This window comes from Paraburkholderia oxyphila NBRC 105797 (assembly GCF_000685075.1).
Lineage (GTDB): Bacteria > Pseudomonadota > Gammaproteobacteria > Burkholderiales > Burkholderiaceae > Paraburkholderia > Paraburkholderia oxyphila.
Window position 1 is genome coordinate 35146 of record NZ_BAYD01000054.1, and the last position, 25310, is coordinate 60455.

21 protein-coding genes are annotated in these 25310 nt (G+C 64.8%); 10 read left to right on the plus strand and 11 right to left on the minus strand.

Annotated features, from left to right (window positions below):
* Positions 1 to 69: 69 nt before the first annotated feature.
* Together BO1_RS28740 and BO1_RS28745 are read right to left on the minus strand one after the other, a co-directional pair.
* Entirely contained in the window at positions 70 to 495 is a 426-nt protein-coding gene (locus BO1_RS28740) for an organic hydroperoxide resistance protein (protein WP_028220507.1), read from the minus strand.
* A gap of 317 nt (positions 496 to 812) precedes the next feature.
* Positions 813 to 1379 carry a TetR/AcrR family transcriptional regulator gene (locus tag BO1_RS28745; RefSeq protein WP_028220508.1) on the minus strand — a complete coding sequence of 189 codons (567 nt, stop codon included), beginning with the start codon at positions 1377 to 1379 and terminating at the stop codon, positions 813 to 815.
* Between the two features lie 254 nt (positions 1380 to 1633).
* Here BO1_RS28745 and BO1_RS28750 point away from each other — a divergent pair, with 254 nt between their 5' ends.
* The 3 genes from BO1_RS28750 to BO1_RS28760 all read left to right on the plus strand — a co-directional run bounded on the left by BO1_RS28750 (position 1634) and on the right by BO1_RS28760 (position 6783).
* On the plus strand, positions 1634 to 2005 hold the full coding sequence (locus tag BO1_RS28750) for a YciI family protein (RefSeq protein ID WP_028220509.1): 372 nt from the start codon (positions 1634 to 1636) through the stop codon (positions 2003 to 2005).
* Entirely contained in the window at positions 2002 to 3255 is a 1254-nt protein-coding gene (locus tag BO1_RS28755; RefSeq protein ID WP_028220510.1) for an RNA polymerase sigma factor, read from the plus strand. Before BO1_RS28750 ends, BO1_RS28755 begins: the two co-directional genes overlap by 4 nt.
* A gap of 165 nt (positions 3256 to 3420) precedes the next feature.
* Positions 3421 to 6783 (plus strand): adenylate/guanylate cyclase domain-containing protein, encoded by a 3363-nt coding sequence (locus tag BO1_RS28760; protein ID WP_028220511.1) that lies wholly within the window; start codon positions 3421 to 3423, stop codon positions 6781 to 6783.
* A 140-nt stretch (positions 6784 to 6923) separates the two neighbouring features.
* On the opposite strand, the gene BO1_RS53130 is transcribed toward BO1_RS28760, so the two are convergent.
* Positions 6924 to 8033, minus strand: coding sequence for a lactonase family protein (locus BO1_RS53130; protein WP_052409628.1), 1110 nt, complete (start codon positions 8031 to 8033; stop codon positions 6924 to 6926).
* Positions 8034 to 8392: 359 nt separating this feature from the next.
* Between BO1_RS53130 and katG the strand changes: the two genes are divergently transcribed.
* Entirely contained in the window at positions 8393 to 10582 is a 2190-nt protein-coding gene (gene katG, locus BO1_RS28775; protein WP_028220513.1) for a catalase/peroxidase HPI, read from the plus strand.
* Between the two features lie 137 nt (positions 10583 to 10719).
* Here the strand turns inward: katG and BO1_RS28780 are convergent, their stop codons facing one another.
* The 3 genes from BO1_RS28780 to BO1_RS53135 form a co-directional block, all read right to left on the minus strand.
* On the minus strand, positions 10720 to 11181 hold the full coding sequence (locus tag BO1_RS28780; protein WP_028220514.1) for a universal stress protein: 462 nt from the start codon (positions 11179 to 11181) through the stop codon (positions 10720 to 10722).
* 57 nt (positions 11182 to 11238) lie between these two features.
* Entirely contained in the window at positions 11239 to 11874 is a 636-nt protein-coding gene (locus BO1_RS28785; protein ID WP_028220515.1) for a LysE family translocator, read from the minus strand.
* 209 nt (positions 11875 to 12083) lie between these two features.
* Positions 12084 to 12818, minus strand: a complete 735-nt coding sequence (locus tag BO1_RS53135) for a CerR family C-terminal domain-containing protein (protein WP_043286966.1) — start codon at positions 12816 to 12818, stop codon at positions 12084 to 12086.
* Between the two features lie 103 nt (positions 12819 to 12921).
* On the opposite strand from BO1_RS53135, the gene BO1_RS28795 reads away from it, so the two are divergent.
* The 3 genes from BO1_RS28795 to BO1_RS28805 are packed head-to-tail and all read left to right on the plus strand — an operon-like array spanning position 12922 to position 17143.
* Positions 12922 to 14070 carry an HlyD family secretion protein gene (locus tag BO1_RS28795; protein WP_028220516.1) on the plus strand — a complete coding sequence of 383 codons (1149 nt, stop codon included), beginning with the start codon at positions 12922 to 12924 and terminating at the stop codon, positions 14068 to 14070.
* On the plus strand, positions 14063 to 15658 hold the full coding sequence (locus BO1_RS28800; RefSeq protein WP_028220517.1) for an MDR family MFS transporter: 1596 nt from the start codon (positions 14063 to 14065) through the stop codon (positions 15656 to 15658). The genes BO1_RS28795 and BO1_RS28800 overlap by 8 nt, the downstream gene beginning before the upstream one ends.
* Positions 15659 to 15676: 18 nt before the next feature.
* Positions 15677 to 17143, plus strand: coding sequence for an efflux transporter outer membrane subunit (locus tag BO1_RS28805; protein WP_043286969.1), 1467 nt, complete (start codon positions 15677 to 15679; stop codon positions 17141 to 17143).
* A 62-nt stretch (positions 17144 to 17205) separates the two neighbouring features.
* Here the strand turns inward: BO1_RS28805 and BO1_RS28810 are convergent, their stop codons facing one another.
* Positions 17206 to 17748 (minus strand): cytochrome b, encoded by a 543-nt coding sequence (locus BO1_RS28810; RefSeq protein ID WP_028220519.1) that lies wholly within the window; start codon positions 17746 to 17748, stop codon positions 17206 to 17208.
* Positions 17745 to 18797, minus strand: coding sequence for a catalase family peroxidase (locus BO1_RS28815; RefSeq protein WP_028220520.1), 1053 nt, complete (start codon positions 18795 to 18797; stop codon positions 17745 to 17747). The genes BO1_RS28810 and BO1_RS28815 overlap by 4 nt, the downstream gene beginning before the upstream one ends.
* Positions 18798 to 18933: 136 nt before the next feature.
* Between BO1_RS28815 and BO1_RS28820 the strand changes: the two genes are divergently transcribed.
* Positions 18934 to 19443 (plus strand): GFA family protein, encoded by a 510-nt coding sequence (locus BO1_RS28820; RefSeq protein WP_245643925.1) that lies wholly within the window; start codon positions 18934 to 18936, stop codon positions 19441 to 19443.
* Positions 19444 to 19497: 54 nt separating this feature from the next.
* On the opposite strand, the gene BO1_RS28825 is transcribed toward BO1_RS28820, so the two are convergent.
* From BO1_RS28825 to BO1_RS59495, 3 genes are all read right to left on the minus strand, one after another.
* On the minus strand, positions 19498 to 20940 hold the full coding sequence (locus BO1_RS28825; RefSeq protein WP_028220522.1) for an NAD-dependent succinate-semialdehyde dehydrogenase: 1443 nt from the start codon (positions 20938 to 20940) through the stop codon (positions 19498 to 19500).
* A gap of 232 nt (positions 20941 to 21172) precedes the next feature.
* Positions 21173 to 23329, minus strand: coding sequence for a phosphocholine-specific phospholipase C (locus tag BO1_RS28830; protein WP_028220523.1), 2157 nt, complete (start codon positions 23327 to 23329; stop codon positions 21173 to 21175).
* A gap of 71 nt (positions 23330 to 23400) precedes the next feature.
* Complete coding sequence (locus tag BO1_RS59495; protein WP_043286973.1) at positions 23401 to 23814, minus strand: hypothetical protein; 414 nt, start codon at positions 23812 to 23814, stop codon at positions 23401 to 23403.
* Between the two features lie 308 nt (positions 23815 to 24122).
* On the opposite strand from BO1_RS59495, the gene BO1_RS28840 reads away from it, so the two are divergent.
* Together BO1_RS28840 and BO1_RS28845 are read left to right on the plus strand one after the other, a co-directional pair.
* Complete coding sequence (locus tag BO1_RS28840) at positions 24123 to 24758, plus strand: Crp/Fnr family transcriptional regulator (protein ID WP_028220524.1); 636 nt, start codon at positions 24123 to 24125, stop codon at positions 24756 to 24758.
* Between the two features lie 93 nt (positions 24759 to 24851).
* Positions 24852 to 25265: a RidA family protein gene (locus BO1_RS28845; protein ID WP_043286975.1), complete on the plus strand. Its 414-nt coding sequence runs from the start codon at positions 24852 to 24854 to the stop codon at positions 25263 to 25265.
* The last annotated feature ends 45 nt before the right edge of the window (positions 25266 to 25310 follow it).

Below are 25310 nucleotides of genomic sequence, written 5' to 3' on the forward strand. Positions count from 1 at the left end.
CCGACCGTTCCCATCGGAAATTGGGAAAACTAATCGGCAAAACCAATCGCAAAAACTACGGGCGCGCCCTTAAACGATCGTCAGCTTGACGTCGATGTTGTTGCGCGTGGCGTTCGAGTACGGGCACACGATGTGGGCCTTCTCGACCAGCGCCTCAGCGGCCGCGCGGTCCATGCCGGGCAGCGAGATGCGCAGCTCGACTTCGATGCCGAAACCGTTGGGGATCGCGCCGATGCCCACGCGGCCGTTGATGGAGACGTCGGCCGGAACGGCGATCTTGTCGCGCGCGCCGACGAACTTCATCGCACCGATGAAGCAGGCGCTATAGCCGGCCGCAAACAGTTGTTCGGGGTTGGCGCCGTCGCCGCCCGCGCCGCCGAGTTCGCGCGGCGTGGTGAGCTTGAAGTCGAGATGGCTGGCGGGAACGACCGCGCGGCCGTCACGGCCTCCGGTTGCGGTTGCGTCGGCGGTGTAGAGGACTTGTTCGATCGACATGACTGGCTCTCCTGAGTGAGCAATGCAGCAGTTGGACTGCGGGTGTTGAATCATTCGTCGTCCAGACCGACTGCGGTCTTCGCGACATGCTGGACTACGGCGTTACAACGACAATAGCGGTCATTCGTGGCGTAAGCATGATTGCCATCTTCCTGATGCTATCTATGACTAGATAGATGCATGAGCAAAGCAGAAACATACCTTACTCCGCCTGCATCGGGTTGCTTCGAAACTGATTCTATCTATTAAAAGATAGATAACTTGCCCCACAAAAAGGCGGCTAGCCGCCTTCGTTCAAATATTTCCGATCGTCCCCATCAGGAGACGGCTTTCCACGTGGCTTCCACGTCCTCGAGGCGCGCCTTCGTATGAAACAGGCGGCTCGCCAGCACGCTGCCCTGTAGCGCCGCGAACAACGTGCGCGCCGCGGCTTCGGGCTTGCCTTTGGCCACCAGCGTGCCTTCCTTGACGCCTTGCTCCAGCACTTTCGCGAGCCACGACTCGTTGGCGCGGAAGAACGCCTGCACCGCCTGACGCACCGCCTCGGGCAGCGTCTCGATGTCGGCGGCCAGCATGCCGCACAGGCAGATCTGGTTGCCGTCGCCGAGCGTCTTGCCGAACAGCCGCGTGTACAGGGCGAGCTTTTCGTTTGCCGGCAGCGCCGGGTCCACCGCCTTCAGGGCGTGCATGACCTCGTCGCTGTACTGGCTCACGGCTTCGAGCACCAGGTCGTCTTTCGACGGGAAGTAGTAGTGGATGCTCGACGTCTTCACGCCCACCAACTCGGACAGGTCGCGGTAGCTAAACCCGTTGTAGCCGCGCAGCATCATCAACGTAATGGCGTGGTCCACAACTTGTTCGCGCACTGTCAGTTTCGTTTCCATGGGCTTTAATTTATCTACTGGAAGATAGATTGTCAAGTGCCGATGCGAAAATTAATTTCCTGCGTTCCGGAACGATGCTGCCAGAATCGAGGCAGGCGACCGTACGCCCGATAAACGCCTGTTCCCCGGCTTTGACACCTTCCCGCGCCGTCCGAGTTTTTTTCGCGCCGCTTGTCCATCCGCACCCGGCCCGCGCGTCATTGAAATGGCGGCCCGATGTACTCATCCGCCACCAACCGATGATGGAGGCTCATATGCAATACCTGTTGATGATCTATTCACAAGAAAACCGCTGGGCCGAGATGAGCGACAGCGAGCGGCAGCAAGGCGTCGCCGCGTATCACGCGTACACCGAATCGTTGGAGAAGGCAGGGGCGCTGGTCGGCGCCAACCGGCTGCAGCACACGAACGCGGCCACCACGGTACGGCTCGTCGATGGCAAGCCGCAGGTGCTCGATGGACCGTATTCCGATTCGAAGGAGCAGCTCGCCGGCTACTACCTGATCGACGTGCCCAACCTCGATGCGGCGCTCGCGTGGGCTTCGCGTTGCCCCGGCGCGGCGCACGGCATCATGGAAGTGCGCCCGGTCTGGACCGCGCCTTACGAAGCGCCATCTGGGGCATGAGTCCGTCCGGCGGCGGTCGTGACGCGAGCGGCGCCGCGCAGGCGATGGCTGAGGCGGTCGCTCGCCGCAGCTACGGCAAGCTCGTCGCGCTGCTGGCGATGCGCACGCGCGACGTTGCCGCGGCCGAGGACGCGCTCGCTGACGCGTTCGCGGCCGCGCTCGCGGACTGGCCGGCACGCGGCTGCCCCGCCAATCCCGAAGCGTGGCTGATGACGGTTGCGCGCCGCCGCGCGATCGACGGCGCGCGCCATCGACTTGTCGGCGACGAAGTGACGAACCAGCTCGCGATCCTCGCCGACGAGATCGGCGAGGATGAAGCCGCCGCGTTGCCCGACCGGCGGCTTGCGCTGCTGTTCGCGTGCACGCACCCGGCGATCGACGCTGCGATTCGCACGCCGTTGATGTTGCAGGTGGTGCTGGGGCTCGAGGCGAAGACGATTGCGTCCGCGTTCCTGATGTCTCCCGCCGCGATGAGCAAGCGCCTCGCGCGGGCGAAGAACAAGATCCGGGACGCGGGCATTCCGTTCAGCGTGCCCGAGCACGAAGCATTGCCCGGCCGGCTTGCTGCGGTGCTGGAAGCGGTCTACGCGGCGTATGCGCAAGGGTGGACCGACCCGCTTGGCCGCGATGCCGAGCGGCGCGATCTCACCGGCGAGGCGCTGTTTCTCGCCCACCTGCTCGTCGAATTGCTGCCCGAGGAGCCCGAGACGCTGGGTCTGCTCGCGCTGATGCTGTATGCGCACGCGCGTTGCGATGCGCGCCGCGATGCGGCGGGTGATTATGTGCCGCTGTCGGCTCAGGATCCGGCGACATGGAACGCGCCAATGATCGACGCAGCCGATGCACTGCTGCGGCGCGCGAGCGCATTCCATGCAATCGGGCGCTTTCAGCTCGAGGCCGCACTGCAGTCGGCGCATGTGCATCGCTGCCGGACGCTACGCCCGAACTGGGACGAGATCGTGCAGCTCTACGACGCGCTGCTCGCGATTGCAGCCTCGCCGGTAGTGGCAGTGAACCGCGCGCTCGCGCTGGCGGAACGGGACGGCCCGCACGCGGCGCTCGCCGCGCTCGAGCCGTATGCGGACGATCCGCGGCTGGCCGACTACCAGCCGTACTGGGCCGCGCGTGCCGATTTGCTGGCACGCGCCGGCGCGAAGTCCGAAGCGCTCGGCGCGTACGATCTCGCGATCGGCCTGGAGCGCGATCCGGCCGTGCGCCGGTTCCTGCAGCGCAAGCGCATGGATCTGTGATCGGCGAGCACCTGGAACGGATAGTGCCTTGCGCAGGCAACGCGAGCTTGCACGCGCCGATTCGTATGAAAATAAGGCTCGCAAAACGCACTGCAGGCAGCTTGATACCCGAACTGTTTGAGATTTAAATGGTGATCGAGAGCGTCCCACGAGCCGGGGGACTATATGCGCTGTACCAATTGCGGCTTTGAATGCCGCGAGGGCGCCAGATTCTGCGAGCAGTGCGGCGGTGTCCTCGTTCGCACGGGAGCCACACCGTCGCCCATCGATTACACGCCATCGCATCTGGCTGAACAAATCCGTGCGGCACAGGCGGTTCTCGAAGCGCGCGGCAAGGCGGTCAGCGAACGTAAGACCATTACCGCGCTGTTCGCGGACATGGCCGGCTCGACTGCGCTGATCTACGATCTGGACCCCGAAGAGGCGCATCGACTGATCGCTCCCGTCATCGAGCTGATGATGGAGGCGGTTCATCATTACGAGGGCTTTGTTGCGAAGCTGCTCGGCGACGGCATCCTCGCCCTGTTCGGCGCGCCCATCGCGCACGAGGATCATCCGCAGCGCGCACTGTATGCGGCGCTCAGAATGCAACAGGCGATGCGCCGGCATAGCGACCGCATTCGCCTCGAGCACGCGATTCCGCTGCAAATCCGCGTGGGTGTCCACACCGGTGAGGTCGTCATGCGATCGATCCGCAAGGACGACTTGCACACGGACTATGACCCGGTCGGCAACACGATCCACATTGCCTCGCGCATGGAGGCGATTGCTACGCCGGCGTCGATTCTTGTGAGCCCGTCCACCTACCGGCTGACCGAGGGCTATTTCGAGTTCAAGGCTTTGGGCCAGACCCAGGTGAAAGGGGTCGCCGAATCGCTCGCCGTCTACGAACTGCATGGACCAGGCGTTTTGCGCACCCGTCTTCAGGTGGCCGAGCAGCGCGGGCTGACCCGGTTCGTGGGCCGCGAGGCGGAGTTCGACACATTGCGCAGGGCGCTCGATGCGACGAAAGCGGGGCAAGGCTCAGTCGTGGGCGTGATGGGCGAAGCGGGCGTAGGGAAATCGAGGCTCTTTCATGAGTTCAAGCGAGCCGCGTTAAAAGGCTGCCTCGTGGTGGAGACGTTCTCGGTCTCGCACGGCAAATCGTTCGCGTTATTGCCGCTCATTGAGTTGCTGAAGAATTATTTTCAGATCTCCTCCGCGGACGACGAACGACGGTGCCGCGAAAAGGTGACGGGTCGCGTACTGACGCTCGAGCGTAGTCTCGAGGATCGGGTGCCTTATCTGCTTCATCTGCTCGGGATCGGCGAGGCGAGTCCGGCGCTCGCGCAAATGGATTCGCATATCCGGCGCGATCGCACGTTCGAGGCGATCGCACAGCTTTTCGTGCGGGAAAGCGTGAATGAACCGGTCGCCCTGGTGTTCGAGGACCTGCAGTGGCTCGACAGCGAAACGCAGGCTTTCCTGGCTTTCCTTATCGATCAGGTATCGAGTGGCCGCTTGCTGCTGCTGCTCAACTACCGCCCCGAGTATCGGGATGACTGGAGCGGGCGCGACTGTTACACCCCGGTAGTGCTCGAACCACTGGGACCTGCCGATGCCCAGGGGCTCATCAGTGCGCTCGTTGGCGACGATCACACGCTCGTTGCCGTGAAGCAGCATGTCCTCGACAGAACGGAAGGCAATCCGTTCTTTATCGAAGAGGTGGTGCGAACGCTGGCCGAAGAGCGCGTGCTCGTGGGTGAGAAGGGCCATTACCGCATGCAGGCGGTGCCGCTCACGTTGCATATCCCGACCACGGTGCAGGGCGTGCTGGCTGCGCGTATCGACCGGCTGCCGGCCGCGGAAAAAGACTTGCTGCAAACGCTCGCCGTGATTGGGAAGACGTTCCCGGCGAACCTGGTGCAGTATGTCGTCGAACTGCCGGACGACGCGCTATACACGCTCCTCGCGCGCCTGGAAAAAGGGGGATTCATCGACGAGCAACCGGCTTTCCCGGCCGTGGAATATGTGTTCAAGCATGCGTTGACGCAGGAAGTGGCTGGCAATTCATTGCTTGCCGAGCGGCGCCGCCTGCTGCACGAACGCACCGGCCAGGCACTCGAGGCGCTTTTTGAGGCGCATCTCAAGGACCACTGGAGCGAACTCGCGCATCACTACAGCCTGAGCGGCAACGTGCCGAAAGCGGTCGAGTATTTGCATTGCGCCGGGCAACAGGCCTGGCAACGTTCGGCGAATGCCGAAGCGATTCGTCAGCTTGGCATGGCGCTGGATCTGCTCGAAGGCCTGCCTGAAACGCCCGAACGCGCCGATCGGGAACTCGCGTTGCGGCTTGCCATCGGGCCGGCCTTGATGGCCGCAAGAGGCTGGGCTTCGCCCGAAGTGAAGGCGACCTACACACGTGCGCTGGAGCTGTGCAGGCAGGCCGGACAAACGCCGCATCTGTTCCGGGCTCAAACCGGCCTGCGCATGGTTTATCAGCTGGGCGCCGAATACAAGACGGCCAGGGAGATCGCCGAAAGGCTGCTCGACCTGGCCGAGCGTGCGCACAATCCCGCGCAAATCATGGAGGCAAACTACCTGCTGGGCATGAGCTTGTTCAGGCTCGGGGAGCTGAATTCCGCGCATGCGTACCTTGCTGGCCTGGGGAAGTTGTCGCTACTGCATGACGCTGAGCCACTCGATGAGGAGGTCTTCGCGCACGGGCGAGATCCTCGCAGCGTTGGCGAAAGCAGCCTGGGCCTCGTCCTCTGGCACATGGGCTATCCGGATGAGGCGTTAAGGCGTGCCGAGCAGGCGCTCAGTCGCGCTCGCGCGTTGCACGACATGGTCAGTCTCGGGCAATCGCTTGTGTTCAAGGCGGAGCTTCATCAATTGCGCGGCGAGCCGAGACTCACGCATGACTGCGCGGAGGCCGCCATCGACCTTTCGACGGAGCAGGGCTTCCCCACGATACTTGCGTGGGCAACCATACTTGACGGTTGGGCGCTGGCCGAAGCGGGGGAAGCAGAGCAGGGTATGGCTCGCGTGCGCCACGGCCTCGCCGACTATGAAGCAACCGGGGCTCGCCTTGGCCGCACATACTTTCTGGCACTGTTGGCCGAGACCTGCGCAAGGGCAGGGCAGCGCGACGCGGGGCTGGATGCACTGGCAGAAGCCATGGCGGTAGCCGAAGAATCGGGCGAACGCCATCACGAGCCGGAACTGTATCGCCTCGGGGGCGAGTTGCTGCTTGCGGCGGGGCCGACGGCTACCGTTGCCACTGCGGCTGCCGCGGACCGCGATGCGGCCGAGGCGCGATTCAATGAGGCCATTGCCACGGCTCACCACCGTGGCGCCAGATCGCTCGAACTGCGCGCGGCGCTGAGCCTGGCGGGGCTGTATTCGACGCAAGGCAGGATGAGCGCGGCGAGGCAAGTACTCGCTCCTCTTCGTGACGCTTTCACGGAAGGATTCGGAACTGCGGATTTGCAGCGGGCTAAAGTGCGGCTTGAGGAATTGGCCGGCCTGCTTCACCCGCATCAGTGACGTACGCGAAGCCCAACACGACGCCGCGCCGCCGAACGGGTTGTTCAACGAACAATGATCAAAGCCGGGCGTGCCTGGCAGTGCGCCCCGTCGCATTCCGACCCGCTCTGCTGCCCGGCACCTTAAGCAGTACAAACCGGTTATCGAGCGGCGATGCCTTGCGCGCCAGGAGGTAGCCCGGTCACTGCGCCGATCGCATTCAAGCTGCCATCGGGTGCGACGCTGAAGCCAGCAACGGCGCCGTCACCTTCCCGGACATACAGGAACCGGCTATTCGCGCTAAGTGCGAGATCTAGCGGAGTACTAACGACTGCGGCAGTCGGATTGATCAGCTGCGTGGTTCCGTCGGCGTTCACGCGAAGGCTGCTGATCGTGCTGCTGCCCGCGTTGGCCGTATACGCAAAGCGCCCGTCACCGGTCGTGACGAGCCAGCACGGCGCCAATTGCCCGAGGGGGACGTTGCTGATCGGCGTCAGGTCCTGATTGCGCTCGATGTCGTAAGAGGCAACGGAGCCCGAGCCCGCCGCTGCCACGACTGCATAGCCACGGCGCGTGACCGAAAAGCCGAACGGCGTGACGCCGCTCGATGCATGTCGCACGGGGCCCGTCGCATATCCGGCGGGGTCGACATGATAGGTGTCGATCAGTTGCGTCCCTTTCTCGGTCACCAGCAGTTCATCGCTTTCCGGTGCGAAACCAATCTGACCGGGTTGAGCCGATGCGCCACCCGCGACCGGACGCAGCGAATTCGCCAGCGGAACCAGGCGCTTTCCAAAACCGTCGACGAAAAATCCGCTTATGTCGGGCGTCCCGCCTGCGTTGACCACGTAAGCGATAAACCCTTTTACCGTGACACTGACCGGCGTTTGCCCACCCGATGGCTCCCTGTCGAGCAGCGTGAGCTTCGTGCCTTCTACCTTGAACATGGAAACGTCGTTGCTGCCCGCGTTCACCGCAAACAGGAACCCGGACGACAACACCAGTGCGCCTTGCGAGCCCAGCGGATCGGCTCCGGTACCTGCGCCTTTGCCGCCCGTCGGGTAGGTGGCCTGGTACGCAAGTTGACCGTTCGCGTCCCGGGAGTACGCCAGCACGGCATTGCCGGTTGGCTGGTTCGACATGACAAAGACAGCGCCAGCCGGGTCGTTATCCGCATCGGCCCATGCAATCGAGGGTAAAGCCAGCGCGGCGGTGATCGCAAAGATGAAATTCTTGCGCGCTGCGCAGGAGAAAAGGCGGTCTGATTTCATTTACGGCTCCATAGGTTGGCAAATTACAAATCGAATACCGCAGGAGAGATCGTTACTGCCACGACCGGATTTTTGATGCATCGTTCGCCACTCGTACCCGTGCCGGATACACGAGCTAGTTCGCATGCGCGACGGCTCCGGTTACATGGGTCACAAATTGTTGTTGGGGCGAGACGTGAACGGATCGGTTGCCCAGCCCAAGGCGGGGGATGACGCGAGCACAGGCGTCGCGCCCGCGTTCAGGACGATTCAGACACGCACAATGCAAGCCGGCGAGAACCGTGACACCATGGGCGTTTGCTTCCCTTTACGACCATCGCGTATTCCGGATGGGTGAACACGCTGGAAGGAGATCGAAAATGTCAGATGAAGCGAAGTGTCCGTTCGACCATACGGCCGGCGGCGGGACGACGAACCGCGACTGGTGGCCGAATCAATTGCGGCTGGATCTGCTCAGCCAGCACTCGAGCAAGTCCAATCCGCTCGACAAGAACTTTGACTATGCCGAGGCGTTCAAGCGCCTCGATCTCGCCGCGGTCAAGAAGGACCTCGCGGCGCTCATGACCGACTCGCAGGACTGGTGGCCGGCGGACTTCGGGCACTACGGCGGGCTGTTCATCCGCATGGCCTGGCATAGCGCGGGCACCTATCGCATCGGCGACGGCCGCGGTGGCGCCGGGCGCGGCCAGCAGCGTTTCGCGCCGCTCAACAGCTGGCCCGATAACGTCAGCCTCGACAAGGCGCGCCGCCTGCTCTGGCCGATCAAGCAAAAATACGGCCAGAATATTTCCTGGGCCGATCTGCTGATCCTGACCGGCAATGTCGCGCTCGAAACCATGGGTTTCAAAACGTTCGGTTTCGCCGGCGGCCGCGAGGACACGTGGGAGCCGGACCAGGACGTCTACTGGGGCAGTGAGACCACGTGGCTCGCGTTGAGCGACAACCCCCACAGCCGCTACTCGGGCAAGCGCGATCTGGAGAATCCGCTTGCGGCCGTGCAGATGGGCCTGATCTATGTGAATCCGGAGGGCCCGGACGGCAACCCCGACCCGCTCGCGGCGGCGCACGATATCCGCGATACCTTTGGGCGCATGGCCATGGACGACGAGGAAACCGTCGCGCTGATCGCCGGCGGCCATACTTTCGGCAAGACGCATGGCGCGGGTCCGGCCGATAACGTGGGCGCGGCGCCCGAGGCGGCGCAGCTCGAAGAGCAGGGGCTCGGCTGGAAGAGCAGCTTTGGCACCGGCAAGGGCGCGGACGCGATCACGAGCGGCCTCGAGGTCACCTGGTCCAGCACGCCGACGCAATGGGGCATGGGCTTCTTCAAGAATCTGTTCGGGTACGAATGGGAGCTGACGAAGAGCCCGGCCGGCGCCCATCAGTGGGTTGCCAAGGATGCCGAAGCAACGATCCCGCACGCATTCGATGCTTCGAAGAAGCTGTTGCCGACGATGCTGACGACCGACCTGTCGCTGCGCTTCGATCCGGCCTACGAGAAAATTTCGCGGCGCTTCCTGGCGGATCCCGAAGCGTTCGCGGATGCCTTTGCCCGCGCGTGGTTCAAGCTCACACATCGTGACATGGGTCCGCGTGCACGCTATCTCGGCCCGGAAGTGCCTGCCGAGGAACTGATCTGGCAAGACCCGATTCCGGCGGTGAACCATCCGCTCGTCGATGACAAGGACATTGCCGCGCTCAAGCAGAAAGTCCTCGCGTCGGGTCTGTCGATTGCGGAGCTGGTCTCCACCGCGTGGGCCTCGGCGTCCAGCTTCCGCGGCTCGGACAAGCGCGGCGGCGCGAACGGCGCACGCATTCGCCTCGCTCCGATGAAGGACTGGGAGGTGAACCAGCCCGAACAACTGGCGAAGGTGCTGAAGGTGCTCGAAGGCATCCAGGGCGAGTTCAACGCCGCGCAGTCCGGCGGCAAGAAGATCTCGCTGGCGGACCTGATCGTGCTGGCCGGCAGCGCCGGCATCGAGCAGGCGGCAAAGAACGCAGGTCATGCAGTTGACGTGCCGTTCACGCCTGGCCGCATGGACGCATTGCAGGAGCAGACCGACGTGCAATCCGTTGCCATGCTCGAGTCGCCCGCCGATGGCTTCCGCAACTATGTCAAGGACGGGGTCCGCGTACCGGCCGAAGCGCTGCTGGTCGACAAGGCGCAATTGCTGACGCTGACTGCACCGGAAATGACGGTGCTGATCGGCGGCTTGCGTGTCCTCGGCGCCAACGACGGCAAGGCGACACACGGTGTGTTCACGGACCGCCCGCAGACGCTGACCAACGACTTCTTCCGCAACCTGCTCGACATGGGCACGGAGTGGAAGCCGGTTTCGGAAGCGCGCGACGTGTTCGAAGGACGCGACCGCAAGACGGGCGAGCTGAAGTGGACGGCTACCCGGGCGGATCTGGTGTTCGGTTCGAATGCGGTGCTGCGGGCACTTAGCGAGGTCTATGCCAGCAACGACGCCACGGAGAAGTTCGTCCGTGACTTCGCGGCTGCGTGGGTCAAGGTGATGAATCTCGACCGCTTCGACATCGCCTGACGTTGCCGCGCGTTCGATTGTGAGGCCATCGCGCTATTCGGCTTGATGAAGGCGCGATGGCCTTCACTTTCGCTTCGTCTACAAACTCGTCTGCAAACATTTGCCCGAGAGCCGCACATCGGCAGAAACGGGTGAATTCAATGCTCCGCCCGCGCACGGGCGGGCACCAGCAACACAGGCAGCGTGGTGCCGCGCAGCACCCGCTCTGCGACGCTGCCGAGTATCAGCCTTTGCAAGCCACGCCGCCCGTGCGTTCCCATCACGATGAGGTCCGCGCGCCAGTCGGCAGCGGCGAGCAGGATAGGGTGCGCAATGTCCTTGCCGGGACCCGAGATCTCGGCGAGGCATGTGGAACCCGCTACGCCGCGCGCTCTCATCTGCGCTTCGGCGTGGGCCAAGGCAACCCGCCCTTCGGCTGCGAAGGCATTGCGCATGATCGAGGGATCGAGCTCGGGTGACTCGAACGCGAGCACCGGCACGTCGATCACATAGAACGGCCGAAGCTCGGCCGCCATCTCCGCGGCGAGTTCAAGCGCGGCATCCAATGCAAGCGATGCGGCTTCGCTGCCATCCACCGGGACGAGGACTCGTCTGTACATGATGTGTGTCTCCTGCACCGCCGGGTTCTGCCTCGGTGATGGACCGTGCTGCGCGGCTTAGAGCCCGCGGTGCCCCGCGCTGAGAATCAGCCGCAAACCGAGTGCGGTGATCGCTCCGGCTGCAATGCGGTCGATCCAGCGCTTCGCGCGCAGATAGAGATCGCGCGGACGCTGGCTCGAAAAGCAGAGCGCGACCACGGTGTACCAGCCGGTTTCGATCGCGAACACGAGCGGCGGCAGCGCGAAATAGCACCAGAGCGGCGGATGCTGCGGGAGCAGGGCCACGAAGATGCTGCCGTAGGCAACCGCCGTCTTCGGATTGCTCAACTGGGTCGTGAGGCCGGTCCAGAACGACTTGCCCGGCCGCGCGCCGTCCATCTCGCTCTTGCTCATCGTCACCGGGTGACCCGCGCCGCGCCAGATGCGCGAGGCAATGTAGAGGAGATAGAGGCCGCCTGCGATCTTGAGTCCGGCATAGAGCCATGCGACGGTGGAGAGCAGCGTATAGAGGCCCGCGAGCGCAATGCCCGCGAAGCAGATCGCGCCGATGCCCATGCCGAATGCGGTGGCGACGCCATCGCGGCGCGACAGGCCGATTGCGTTACGCGCGACCATCACGAAGCTGGGGCCGGGGCTCATGGCGCCCAGCAGGACGGCGGCGAGTATGCCGAGGACGGCGGTGGTGGGGGACATGGCGGCACCGGTTGCGCGAGGAACGAATTTTTAACACTAGCACGTGCGCAGGCTGACCGCACGGCTCAGTTGCCGACGCTGGAGCGCAAAAGTGTGCGACGCGGCCCGAAGTTTCGGAAGCGGCTCAAAACGCCGGTGCGTTCCACGATCGGAAACGTGCGCCGCCATCGCGCTGATATTCAGCCACATTCAGCCACATTCGGGCGCATTCAGCCGCCCTGCGCCGGCCGGTCCCGCTTCGTGTCGCGCTCGCGGCTCCAGTGCTCGAGCAGCACGCGGGTTTGCTCGCCGATGTTGGCCTTGAGGAACTCGGCCTTTTCCGCGTCGATATCTTTCCACTCGAGCATCGTGAGCGTCGATTGGCGCGCGACATAGAAGAGCAAAAACTGTCCGTAAAGGCTGAACATGCGCACGATGGTGAGCGGGTCGTCGGCGCTCAGGCCGGTGATGCGGGCCAGCAGCGCCGTGTTCACCTTGTTCAGCGGCATGCGCACGCGATCGCGCAGCACTTCGGTGCCAATCTCGGGCTCGCCGCCGCCTTGCTCGCGTGCGAAGAAGAGGCGCTGGTCCGGCTCGCAGTGCTTCACGAAGGTGCGGTCGGCCACGATGCGCTGGATGTCGACGAACGCGTCGATGAGCGCGGCGGTGTCGGCGTTGCGCTCGAGCGCTGCGCGCGCGCGCAGCACGGCGGGCTCGAAGGCCTGCCACGATGCGTCGGCGAGCGACTCGGCGCAGGCGCGGTAGAGCCCTTCCTTGTTCTCGAAGTAGTACTGCAACGCAGGTGCGTTGACGCCGGCTCGCGCCGCGATGTCCCGCGTCGAGGCGCCCTCGAAGCCGTGCTGCCCGAACAGGCTGATGGCGGCTTCGATGATCTTGCGGCGCGTTTCGTCGCCGCGCGCATAGCCGCCCGCCGAGGGGCGGCGCAGTCGTTTCGGTTCGTTCATAAATTTCCGGTTTGCGCCCTCGCTCCAAGAAATATATCACTTGACACAATTTTTCCGGATGGAATAATTTTACCAACTGGAACAATTCTGGATTTGGCCAAACATGTCTACGACTGCAGGCGCAGCTGAGCGCGAGGCGCCGAGCGACGCCGTCACGCCTGAGCAATACGGGAAAACGCGCGGCGCGAAGCGCATCGTGCTGGTGGGTCTCGGGCTCGCGGCGCTCGTTGCCGCTGGGGTTTGGGGCGGCCATTGGTGGCTGGTCGGGCGCTTCATCGAGAGCACCGACGACGCCTATCTGCAGGCGGACAGCGTGACGATCGCGCCGAAGGTGAGCGGCTATGTCACCGACGTCTATGTGGCCGACAACCAGGCGGTCAAGGCTGGCGATCCGCTCGTGAAGCTCGACGCGCGTCAATACCAGGTCGCGCTCGATCAGTCCAACGCGACCGTCGATGCACGCAACGCGGACATCCAGCATGCCGAGGCGCAGATCGCGCAGCAGCACGCCAACATTGCCCAGACCCAGGCGCAGCAGGAAGTGGCGCGCGTGAGCCTGCGCCACGCGCAGGACGAAGTCGCGCGCTATGCGCCGCTCGCGGCGACGGGCGCGGAAACGGCCGAACGTCTCGCGGAACTCAAGAGCACGCGTGACCAGGCCCAGGCCACGCTGGCCGCGGATACGGCCGCAGTGGAAGCGGCGCGCTCGCAGATTGCCGCGCTCACCGCGCAACTCGCGCAGGCTCGCGCCCAACTCGAGGCGGCGCGCGCCAATGCGGCACAGTCGCAACTCGACCTGGACAACTCGGTGGTGAGGAGCGCGCTGGCGGGCCGCGTGGGCGACCGCACGGTGCGGGTGGGCCAGTACGTGCAGCCCGGTACGCGCATGCTCACCGTGGTGCCCGTGCAGAAGACCTACCTCACGGCGAATTTCAAGGAAACGCAGATCGGCCGCATGCGTGTGGGCCAACCGGTCGAGATGCATGTGGACGCGCTGCCGGGCCATACGCTGCATGGCGTGGTGGACAGTTTCTCGCCGGGCACGGGCGCGCAATTCGCGCTGCTGCCGCCCGAGAACGCCACCGGCAACTTCACGAAGATCGTGCAGCGCGTGCCGGTCCGCATCCGCCTCGATACCGGTCCCGAAACACGCAGCGTGCTGCTGCCGGGTATGTCGGTGACCGTGGACGTGGACACGCGCTCCGCGCGCGACGACGATCGCCGTATCGACGCCGAGAACCATCGTGGCTGAACACGCCAACGCACAAGCGGGCGGAGCGCATCCGCACGGCGAGCGCGCGAGCGCAGCCGACTGGGTTGCCGTGGCGGCGGGCGCGCTGGGTGCGCTGATGGCGACGCTCGACATCTCGATCACGAACTCGGCGCTGCCGCAGATTCAGGGCGAGATCGGCGCGACCGGCACCGAGGGCACATGGATCTCCACGGGCTATCTGATGTCCGAGATCGTGATGATTCCGCTTGCGGCATGGCTCACACGGGTCTTCGGACTGCGAAATTTTCTGCTCGCCAATTCCGCGCTGTTCATTGGCTTTTCGATGATGTGCGGCTGGTCGAACTCGCTTGGCCTGATGATCGCGGGGCGCATCGGCCAGGGCTTCACGGGCGGGGCGATGATTCCCACGGGGCAGACCATCATCCGCACGCGCCTGCCGCTCTCGCAGTTGCCGATCGGCATGACGGTGTTCGGCCTCATCGTGCTGCTCGGCCCGCTGCTCGGCCCGGTCGTGGGCGGCTGGCTCGCGGAGAACATCAGCTGGAGCTGGTGCTTCTTCATCAACCTGCCGGTGTGTCTTGCGCTCATCACGCTGCTGCTCGTTGGCCTCAAGCCCGATCGTCCGCATTGGGAGGCCTTTTTCAAGGCCGACTGGCTTGGCATCGTCGGCCTGGCCGTCGGTCTGAGCTCGCTCACCGTGGTGCTCGAAGAAGGGCAGCGCGAGCGCTGGTTCGAGTCGGACATGATCGTCGCGCTCACGTGGGTGACGCTCGCGGGCATGGCGCTGATCGCGCTTTCGCAGCTCACGGCAAAAAAGCCGATTCTGCGCCTCTCGCTCATGCGCAATCCGCGCTATGCGAGTGTGATTATTATCGTGTTCGCGGTGGGGGCAGGGCTCTATGGCATTTCCTATTTGCTGCCGCAGTTCCTGAGCCTCGTCGCGGGCTATAACGCGGAGCAGTCGGGTGCGATCATGCTGCTGTCGGGCCTGCCCGCATTCATCATGATGCCGGTGCTGCCGCGCCTGCTCGGTCAGGTGGACTTTCGCGTGCTGGTGGTGAGCGGGCTGCTGTTGTTCACATTGAGCTGCATGCTCGATATTTCGCTCACCGCACAGAGCGTGGGCCATGATTTCGTCTGGTCGCAACTCGTGCGCGGCGCGGCCCAGATGCTGGCGATGATGCCGCTCAATCAGGCTTCGATGGCAGCAGTCGCGCGCGAAGATTCCGGCGACGCGGCAGGGCTCTACAACATGGCGCGCAATCTGGGCGGCTCGGTGGGGCTCGCGATCATCGGCACGCTCATCGACCGCCGCGAGACCTTCCACACGGCGGTGCTGCGCGAGTCGCTCAGCGCCAACTCGCTGATCGGGCAGGAACGCGTGGCGGCGGGCGCGGCGAACTGGTTTGCGCAGACGGGCGACATGGCGTACTCGCAGATGCGCTCGCTGGGCCAGATCGCGGCGCAAATCCAGCAGCAATCGATGGTTATCACGTTCTCCGAAACATTCTGGGTGCTCGGCATCGCGCTGGCGGCATGCGTGCCGCTTGCACTCCTGCTCAAGAAACCGCAGCCCGGCGCACAGACGCCGTCCGCCGGTCACTGACGCTTTCACTCCTGACTCATGACCGCAATTCGCTCTTCCCGATCCGCAATCGCGCCGCTCACCGTGCTGGCTGCCGCCTGTGCGCTCGCGGCCTGCACAGTGGGCCCCGACTATCGCGGCGCACCGGCGGTCGCGCCGGAGGCGGCCAGCGCCGCCACCTTCGTTCGCACGCCGGCGCAAGGCGTGACGCCCGAGCGCGCGCCCAGCGAATGGTGGCTGGCGTTCGACGACCCGCAGCTCAATGCGCTGGTTGCCGCGGCTTTTGCCCACAATCCCGATCTGCGGGCGGCTCAGGCGCGGCTGCGCGAGTCGCGCGCGCAATTGCAGCAGCAACAGGCGGCCGAGATGCCCAAGGTCTCGGCCAGCGCCGCCGCGCCGCGCATGCGCGAGCCCAATCTCAGCGCGTTCTCGCAGCAGCCGGCCAGCTCCGGGTCGGGGCGCGGCCCGCTGCAGTTCTACACGGCGGGCTTTGATGCATCGTGGGAGATCGATCTGTTCGGCGGCACGCGCCGGGCGGTCGAGGCGGCGAGCGATGAAGCCGATGCCGTTCAGGCCGATCTCGCCGATGCGCAAGTCTCGCTCGCGGCCGAAGTGGCCCAGGCCTATATCGATCTGCGCGATGAACAGCAGCGCCTCGCGATTGCCCAACGCAACGCCGACCTGCAGCAACAGATGCTGACGCTGACCGAGCAGCGTCGCGCCGGCGGCACGGCGGCCGAGGTGGATGTCGAGCGGCTGACGACCCAGGTCGAGACCACGCGCTCGACACTCGCGCCGCTCGCGTCGCAGGTGGAGATGTCGCTCGACCAGCTTGCCGTGCTGACCGGCAAGGCGCCCGGTGCGCTCGATGCCGAACTGGCCGCGCCGCGCGCGCTCCCCGCGCTGCCTGCATCGGTGCCGGTGAGCGACCCCGCGACGATGCTCGCGCAGCGGCCCGACATTCGCGCGGCCGAGCGCCGGCTCGCGTCGAGCAACGCGCAAATCGGCGAGCATGTGGCCGACTTTCTGCCCAAGCTCACGCTGTTCGGCGATCTGGGCTTCACGGCAGCGGACCCGGGGCACCTGCTGCGCAAGAACAATTTCAGCTGGGTGGGTGTGCCGTATCTGCAGTGGAACGTATTCGACTTCGGCCGTACGCTCGGCGCAGTGCACGGCGCCGAGGCCGCGCGCGACGAAGCAGAGGCGCGCTACGAAAAGGCGGTGCTCGCTGCGCTGCAAGATGCGAACGGCGCGCTCTCACGCTATGGCTACCAGCGCGAGCATCTGGTGACGCTGCAAAAGGTGCAGGATTCCGCGCAGCGTTCGGCTACGTTGATGCGTCAACGCTATCGCGCCGGCGCGTCGAGCCTCGTCGACCTGCTCGATACGCAGCGCGCCGAATTCCTCGCGCAGCAAGACGTGATTTCGGGGCAGGCCCAGTTGCTGAAGGACTTTGTTTCGCTTCAGAAAAGCCTGGGGCTCGGCTGGCGCAGCACCGCAAGTTGAGCGCGGTGGCGCGACGTCATCTTGGTCAAATCCCTGTTCGCGCTCGTGCGTGAGGCATGTCGTCATGAGTTGGCGCCGCGCGCCATGCTGGCGAATACACCGTCGCGGCGAATGAGCGCGTGAAAGAGCGCCGCCGCGACGTGCAGCAGGATCGTCGCGTACAGCGCCATCGCCAGCCACGTATGCGCCGCGCGCAGCCATGCGTACAGCACGACGCTGTGCGGCGCAATGGGCGGCAGGTGCACGCCGCCGGCCAGCACGATGGGGTAGCCACCAGCCGAGAGCATCGACCAGCCGATCAGCGGCATGGCGATCATGAGCAGATAGAGCACGAGGTGCGAGCCGTGTGCCGCCAGGCGCGGCAAGGCCGGCATGTCGGTGGGCAGTTTCGGTGCGCCGTACAGGAGGCGTACGGCGAGGCGCACGACCACGAGCGCGAGCAGCGCGATGCCAAGCGGACGATGCAGCGCGAGCAAGGTGTTGTGCAGCCGCGAAACGGTCGAGACCATGCCCACCCCGACAAATAGCATGGTGACGATCAGGACTGCCATGGACCAGTGCAGGAGCCGGGAAAGGGCACTGAAATGCGAGCGAGGGGTCTTCATGGTTGCGCATTTTCCTGTGAGCGCGCGGCTTCTTCATGCGTGCGCCGGTTGAACGAGACCGAATAGGCGGCCGAGCGTGCAGCGAGCAGCGGATCGTCGGAGGGTTTCAGGCCGTCGGGCAGGATGGTGGGATCGTAGTTGACGTCGCGGCATGCGCCTTCGCGTTGCGGCGTCGCCCGGCGCAGCACGAGCGTGCCCGCGTCGATCTGCTCGCGTCCGTCCGGCCATTGCAGCGTGGCATCGTTGGTGGGGTCGCCGGGTGCGGCCACCGTCAGCACGAGGTGCCAGCGCAACGGGCCTTGAGCGAGCCGCGCGTCGAGATCGTCGGCGAGGAAATTCGGGGCGGCTTTCTGGGCAGAGGTTTCGGGCTCGAACGGCGTCTGCGGCACTACCTGCCAGCGGACGGCGCGTGTGTTGCCGTCCGCGTCGGTGGCTATGAACGCATTGATGCCATAGAAGGCCGTGTTCGCGAAACTGGACGCAGGCGGGTGTGCCTTGATCCATTGACGGAACGGCAAGGTTTCCGGATTGGCGCGGAAGAACGCGTCGAGCTTGGCGGGATCGGGCTTGCCGGTTGCGGGGTCGGGTTTCGACGCCACGAGCTGCCGGTAGAACTGATTCGGGGTGCGAACGACGAACACGGGCGTGGAGTTCATGCCGGTGCGCCATTGCTCTCCGTCTTTCAACTGAAACAGCAACGCCATGCTGCGCACGGGCGTGCTGGCGTCGGGCGCGGACGGATTGCTCCCCGGAATCGCGAAGCGCCCGATAACGGGCGTGTCGCCCGGCGCGAACACGGCGGCACGCGATACGCGCGCACCATTGCCGTTGCTCTCGAACGTGCCTTCGACGCAAAGCCCCTTGGCATGATTGCGCCGGTAGCCGGGGTGCACGCCATAGTTCGATTCGAAAGTGTTCACGATGTGCGGGGCATTCACGCGCGTCGGCGTAATCCAGCCGGCGGTCCACGCAAAGGCGGCGCCGGCGCAGGCTGTCGCCACCGCAATGGCCGCGAGCCGGCACGGCACGCAGATCGCGGTGCGGGTCATGGCTCGCCTCCCAATTGCATGCGTTCGTGCGGCCAGGGAAAAGCAATGGAATGCGCCACGCGTTCACGCGGGCGAGGTGGGCATATCAGTGCGCGATGAGGCATGATCGGTCCTGTAGAAGGGCTTTGAGGCCGTTGTGGATGTCAACAGGACGAGCAGGCGATCTATTCCATTCGAATTTGCGTGCGCAGGATGGAATGGACGTAAGGCTGTTGAAAGAAAATGGAAGCGGAATTGGGAGGGCGCGATGCTGACTGGCGGCTGCTTATGCGGAAAGATCCGCTATGAAATCTCGGGCGAAGCAATCGGCAATACGGTGTGCCATTGTGCGGATTGCCGCCGCGCGTCGGGCGCGCCTTTGGTCGGCTGGATGAGTGTCGCTCGTGCGGCGTTCAGATTCGTTGCGGGCGCACCAAAGACGTATGCGTCGAGCGCGCAGGTGGAGCGCAGTTTTTGCTCCGATTGCGGTACGCCGCTCATTTATCGCAACGCGGCGTTTGCGGATGAGGTCGATGTGGCTACCGGCACGCTCGATAACCCGGACGAGGCGCCGCCCGAGCACCACACGTGGACGTCGCAGCAGCTTGAGTGGATTCGACTGGCTGATGGATTGCCGCGATATCCGCGCGGCTATCCGGAGACGTAACACTTGCAACTCACGCGCCGCACGCGGAACCCCCACGCGCGGCGCGTTTTCCAATCAACGATGCTCGGTGACGAACTTCGTCACGAGATACGCTTCCATCGCCTCGGTGCCGCCTTCGGAGCCGTAGCCCGAATCCTTCACGCCGCCGAACGGCACTTCGGGCAGGGCGAGGCCGTGGTGGTTGATGGACAGCATGCCCGTTTCGATGTCTTCCGAGAGCGCCGCCGAAGTCGCGCTCGAGCGCGTATAGGCATACGCGGCGAGGCCGTAGGGCAGGCGGTTCGCTTCGGCCACCGCGTCTTCATAGCGCGAGAAGCGCGCTACGGGCGCGAGCGGGCCGAACGGCTCTTCGTTCATGATGCGCGCGGAGAGCGGCACGTCGGTCAGCACCGTGGGGGCGAAGAAGTAGCCTTCGCGGCCCACGCGCTCGCCACCGGTCAGGACCTTCGCGCCGTGCTCGCGCGCGTCGGCCACGAGGCGCTCCATCGCGGCGAGTCGGCGGTCGTTCGCGAGCGGCCCCATCTGCACGCCTTCGGTCAGGCCGTTGCCCACCTTGATCGCCTTGGTGGCCGCCACGAAGTGCTCGAGGAACTCGTCGTAGGCGGCGTCTTCGATCATGAAGCGCGTGGGCGAAATGCACACCTGGCCCGCGTTGCGGAACTTGGCGCCGGCGAGCAGCTTCGCGGCGCGCGGGATATCCGCGTCGGCGAACACGATGGCGGGCGCATGGCCGCCGAGCTCCATCGTCGCGCGCTTCATGTGCTCGCCGGCCTTCGAGGCAAGCAGCTTGCCCACCGGCGTCGAGCCCGTGAACGAGATCTTGCGGATGGCCGGGTGCGCGATCAGATACGACGACACTTCCGAAGGCACGCCGAACACGAGATTGAGCGCGCCCTGGGGCAGCCCTGCGTCGACGAACACCTGCACGAGCGCCGCGCAGCTCGCGGGCGTTTCTTCCGGTCCCTTGAGCACGACGGTGCAGCCCGACGCGAGTGCGGCGGACACCTTGCGTACGGCCTGATTGAGGGGGAAGTTCCAGGGCGTGAAGCAGGCGACCGGGCCCACCGGCTCGCGCGTGACGATCTGGCGGACAGCGTCCGTGCGCGAGGGCACCACGCGGCCATAGGTGCGGCGGCCTTCTTCGGCGAACCAGTCGATGACGTCGGCGCCCGCGAGCGTTTCGCCCTTCGCTTCGGCAAGCGGCTTGCCTTGCTCGCGCGTCATGATCGCGGCGATCTCGCCGGCGCGCTCGCGCAGCAGGTCGGCGGCGCGGCGCATCAGCTTGCTGCGCTCGAGCGGCGAGACCTTGCGCCATGCGCTGAAGGCGCGCGCGGCGGCCTCGGCGGCGTCCGAGAGGTCCTGCTCGCTGGCGAGGCTCAGGCGTCCGATCTCCGCCTCGGTGGCGGGGTCGACCACGGCAATCGTCTTCGCGCCGGCGCGCCACGCGCCGTCGACGTAAATCTGGGTATCCGGATAGGGCTTCACGCTGGAACTCATGATGGGACGATCCTCTTCAACGGTGCAACGGTGGGGAAGCGGGCGCCGCGCGCGGCAACGCGTGGGGCGCCGTGGCCGGGAAAATGCCGGAAAGCCTTCTATTCTGCCACCGCTTCGCAGGTTCTGCTGGCGCGCCAAATGCGCAGGGCCTTCGAGGAGATCGAAGGCCCTGACGGTTAGCCCCGTATTTAGCCCCTGTATTCAGGGCCGATTCTGGCGTTGCCGCGGCGCGTCAGCTCAGTTGCGTGACGGGCGCGACCGCGGCCGGATCGCTGATGCTCGGCTTGCCGTTCTCGACGTGGCCCGCGTAGCGGCGCGCGAAGGTGGTGTCGTCGCGGCTCGTGACCGTGAGGTCGTACCAGTGGTGGCTCGCGGCCAGCACCCAGGGCTCCTCGATGTGCGCGCCGGCCGGCACCACCAGCAGGCGCTCGCGCGCGCCATAGGCGTTGTCCGTCACCGTGAGGCGCGCGATGCCGCCGCCCGTGTTCGTGAACTTCAGGAACAGGTTGCCGTTCGCCACGTCGTAATGCGCCGCGACTTCGGGCTGCGGTGTGCCGCCTTTGCCCGTGTGGCCTTGCTGGGCGGCCGCTGCGGTAGCCGCAGTTGCACCGACGGTGCCCGAGAAGCGGCGCACGAAGCCGTTCGGGCCGTACACCTCGAACGCATAGACGCCGTTGGTCACGCTCAGGTCCCACGTGTCGTCGAGCGACTTGCCCGCTTCCACGGTATAGCGCCACGGGCCGTCGCTGCGGTTCGTGCCGTACACGTAGAAGTGTGCGCCCTGGCGGCCCTTGTTCGCGAACGTGATCGAGAGGGCATTCTTCGTCGTGTCGACGCGGGCGTTCACATGCAATTCGTACGGCAAGGCACGCGCGTAGCGCACGCCCGGCTCCTGCGGGTCGATCGGGCCCGGCGTGGCCGGCACGGTCGGCGCGGGGTTCGCGGAGCACTGGTTGTTCGCGAGCGTCATGTAGTTGCTCGTGTCCGGCAGCGTCGGCATGCTCGCGTCGGGCGTGCGGAAGTCGAACGCCGTCGTGAGGTCGCCGCACACCGCGCGGCGCCACGCCGTGATGTTCGGCTCGTGCACGCCGAAGCGCGCCTCGATGAAGCGGATCACCGAGGTATGGTCGAACACCTGCGAGCAGACGAAGCCACCCTTGCTCCAGGGCGAGACGATCGTCATCGGCACGCGCGGCCCGAGGCCGTAGGGCAGGCCGTCGGCGGTGTACTTGCCGCCGCGCCCCGGATTCACGACGTTATGGATCTCGCCGTCCACGCTCACGGTCGACTTGCCCTGCGACGGCGTGGTGGCCGGCTGCGGCGGCACCACGTGATCGAAGAAGCCGTCGTTCTCGTCGTACATGATGAAGAGCACGGTCTTGCTCCATACTTCGGGGTTCGAAGTAAGGGCATCGAGAATCTGCGAGGTGTATTCGGCGCCGTACGCGGGCGTGTATTTCGGATGCTCGGAGAACGCGGCCGGCGGCAGCAGCCACGAGACTTGCGGCAGCTGGTTCGCGAGCACGTCGTTCTTGAGGTCGGCGATCGTGCGCACGGTCTGCGCGCGTTGATACAGCGCCGAGCCCGGCTGCGCGTTGATGAAGTTGGCGAAGTTCTGCAGGATGTTGGTGCCGTAGTTGCCGTTTATCGGGTCGCTGCCGTTCGTGCCCTGCTGGTAGATCTGCCAGGAGACGCCGGCGGCCTGCAGGCGCTCGGGGTAGGTCGTCCACGAGAGCAGCTGGTAGGTGGGCGGCACGTCGCCGTCCACGTAGTCGTTGTTGTCGAGCAGCGGGCCGCCCATCGTGCCGGTGGGGTCGACCATCCCCGTCATGAGGTACGAGCGGTTCGGGTGCGTGGGCCCCGGCAGCGAGCAGAAGTAGTTGTCACAGACGGTGAACGCATCGGCCAGCGCGTAGTGGAACGGAATGTCCGCGCGCAGGTAGTAGCCCATCGTCATGTCGGTCTTGTACTGCGGCCACTGGTTGTACGCGCCGTTGTTGATCGCGTAGTGGGTGGGGTACCACGAGTGATCGAGGTCGCCCACGCATTGCGCGCTCGTGGTCTGCGTGTCGAGGTGGAATGGCAGCACGGGCTTCGTCGCGTCCTCCTTCGACGGCTGATACCAGACCGGCTGGCCGCCGGGCAGCGGAATCGGCAGGCGGTCGTTATAGCCGCGCACGCCGCGCAGGTGGCCCAGGTAGTGGTCGAAGGAGCGGTTCTCCTGCATGAACACCACGATGTGCTCGACATCGCGGATCGAGCCGGTGCGCGAGAACGCCGGAATCGCGAGCGCATTGCGGATCGATTCGGGCAATACGGTCATCGCCGCGGCGGCGGCGCCCGAGGAAGCAACGGTCTGCAAGAAACGGCGACGGCTGGTTGACGTCATTGTGGTTCACCTTTCTGCTTGTCGATGGGGTGAGCGTGCATACGCACAGGTGTAGGCACACTCCGGGTGGCTTACTGGGTCGTCGTTGCGGTGCTGCTGGAATGGTCGCCGGTGCTCGACGGCGGCGGGTCGTCGCCGGGCGCGTAGCTCATGACGGGGGCGACTTGTTCGCTATCGGCCGCGAGGCTTGCCTGCACGCTGGCCACCGGGCTGCTGGCGAAATCGGCGGCGTTTGCAGCGCTGGTGGCGTTCAGGGCCGATGCGCCGAAGCCGTTGGCCACGTTGTCCGTTGCGGCCGTAGCAGGCGGCGGTGGCGTGGCTACATCCAGCGCTTGCGCCGCGGCATCGGAACGCTCTGGCGCGTTTGTGGCGACAACAGCTTGCGGCGACGCGCTGCCGCCCGGCCCGCATGCAGCAAGCATGATGGTTGCCAGCACAACGGCTGTCGTGCTGGCCAGTGACTGCGCGAAAGGGCGTGTTTGCATGTGCGCTTCCGGTCTCGTGAGATGAGCGAGAGAATGGGTCGGCGCACAGTTTCGCCAGTATCGAAGAAAGAATTGTGAAAGCAGTGAAAACGTTTGCGCGCGATGAATATTCTTTTGCAAACGTTTTTTCCGTGAATGTGATCTGCCGCGGAAATCCGGAGCAGAAATGAGTGCTAGTGTTTCGGAGCAATCTTCCCGATGCTTTCGTATTGCTTTCTATGACGTGGGAAAATCGGGCGCATCACGCGCGAACAAGAAGGGGGACAAGTTTGAGCAAGAGCGCTTTGACGACCACGGAAACCTGGCACATGGACGATGCCACAGCGGGCGTGTGGATACGTGCTGCTCATCTCGGCCGGAAGATCAAGGTCGAGAAGGGCGCCACGATCTACCGTCAGGGCGAGCTCGGCTTCACGTTCTACTTCCTGCTGTCGGGCCGCATCCAGGTTTCGATTTTCCAGAGCGACGGCACCGAGTTCATGCTCGAGATGATGGGGCCGTGGGCGATGTTCGGCGAGTCCCCAGCCATGGATGGTTTGCCTCGCATCGCGACGGCCATCGCAGCGGAGCGATCGGAGCTCATCGAGTTCGATATCAGGGTGATCACCGGAGCGATTCCGTCAAACCCTGAGCTTGCGATTTCTCTCATGCGTATCGTCGCGATCAAGCAGCGAATTCTCGCCTCGCGAATTCAATACCTTGCGCTTCCGAAACCAGAAATGCGAATCGGGGAGTTACTGGGCAGGCTGGCGGAGTTGTACGGGGAAAAGCGCGAGGACGGTACGCTCATACCCATTCCCTTGACTCACGAGCAAATCGCCGCGATGACTGGCGCAACCCGTGTCACGGTCACGCGCGCCCTGAAGCGGCTGACGACACTCGGTGCGATTGAATTGCGTCAGCGGCGTATCTGGGTGCTGGACCCTTCGAAACTTTTCGGCTGATTTGGTAACTCGCTATACAGACGGCGGTCTGGTCGGTCACGTAGAGTGGGACACGCTGGATTGACACTTTCCCACCACGATTGAAGGACTGCCATGAGCCAAATCGAGCGCCTGCGTCTTCCCGAGGACGACGCCACTTTCGGAAGCAACCGCATTTTCGATCTGTTCCAGTATTCGCCCGCCGTAACGGTAAACGGGCTCGTCTTCATCGCCGGTCAAATCGGTCTGCGTGCCGACGGGACAATTCCGCAAGACCCGAAGGAGCAAATCGACGTTGCGTTCAGGCGCATCGAGGCTGTGCTCGAGCATTTGGGGCTCGACTTTACGGATGTCGTCGAGCTGGTTTCGTACCACGTCGATGTCGGCTCTCAACTCGCGGTGTTCCGCGAAGTGAAGGAGCGCTATATCCGTTCGGATTTTCCGGCGTGGACCATTCTCGGCATCGCTGCGCTTGCGCGTCCCGAGCTCATCGTCGAAATCAAGGTCGTCGCCGCGACGCGCACCTGAGCGAGTCCGCGCCGCGTGGCTGATTTCTCTTCATATATTCAGGAA